This window comes from Polaromonas sp. P1_G1, from assembly GCF_056405595.1.
In genome coordinates, this window is the sequence record NZ_JBFUBU010000157.1 from 1 (window position 1) to 499 (window position 499).

1 protein-coding gene and 1 pseudogene are annotated in these 499 nt (G+C 66.9%); both read left to right on the top strand.

Annotation, left to right across the window (positions count from 1 at the left end):
- Window positions 1–234, top strand: a pseudogene (ugpC, locus tag AC1D1Y_RS26240) (sn-glycerol-3-phosphate ABC transporter ATP-binding protein UgpC); the annotation flags it as partial.
- Window positions 231–499, top strand: a 269-nt coding sequence (locus AC1D1Y_RS26245) for a glycerophosphodiester phosphodiesterase family protein (protein ID WP_477684928.1), incomplete at its 3' end; no start/stop codon positions are given. The pseudogene ugpC and the gene AC1D1Y_RS26245, both read left to right, overlap by 4 nt.

Consider the following 499-nt stretch of genomic DNA (forward strand, 5'->3'; position numbering starts at 1 on the left):
CCCACCGGCTGGGCGCTGCAGGTGGAGGCCGTGGAAATGCTGGGTGCCGAGCGCCTGATCTACGGCAAATGGGCCCACAAATTGCATGCGGCAGACGCCGACGAGTTGCTGATCATCCGCACCGAAGAGTCCGCCGCCGTGCCCGCGCTGGGCACTACGCTGCATGTGACACCCCGCCCGGACCGCATCCACCACTTTGACGCTGCCACTGGAAAACGCCTAGACACTGTATGAGCGACCCCACTACCCCCGACCTGCCCATCTGGCCCTACCCGCGCTGGGTGGCGCACCGCGGCGCGGGCAAGTTGGCACCCGAGAACACGCTGGCCGCTTTCCGTCTGGGGGCCGGCCACGGCTACCGCATGTTCGAATGCGATGTGAAGCTGAGCAGTGATGGCGTGCCGTTTTTGATGCACGACGCCACCCTGCAGCGCACCACCAATGCGCGCGCCAAGCTCGGCCAAGGCCAAAGCGCCGTGGGTGGCGACCACGTGTGGGG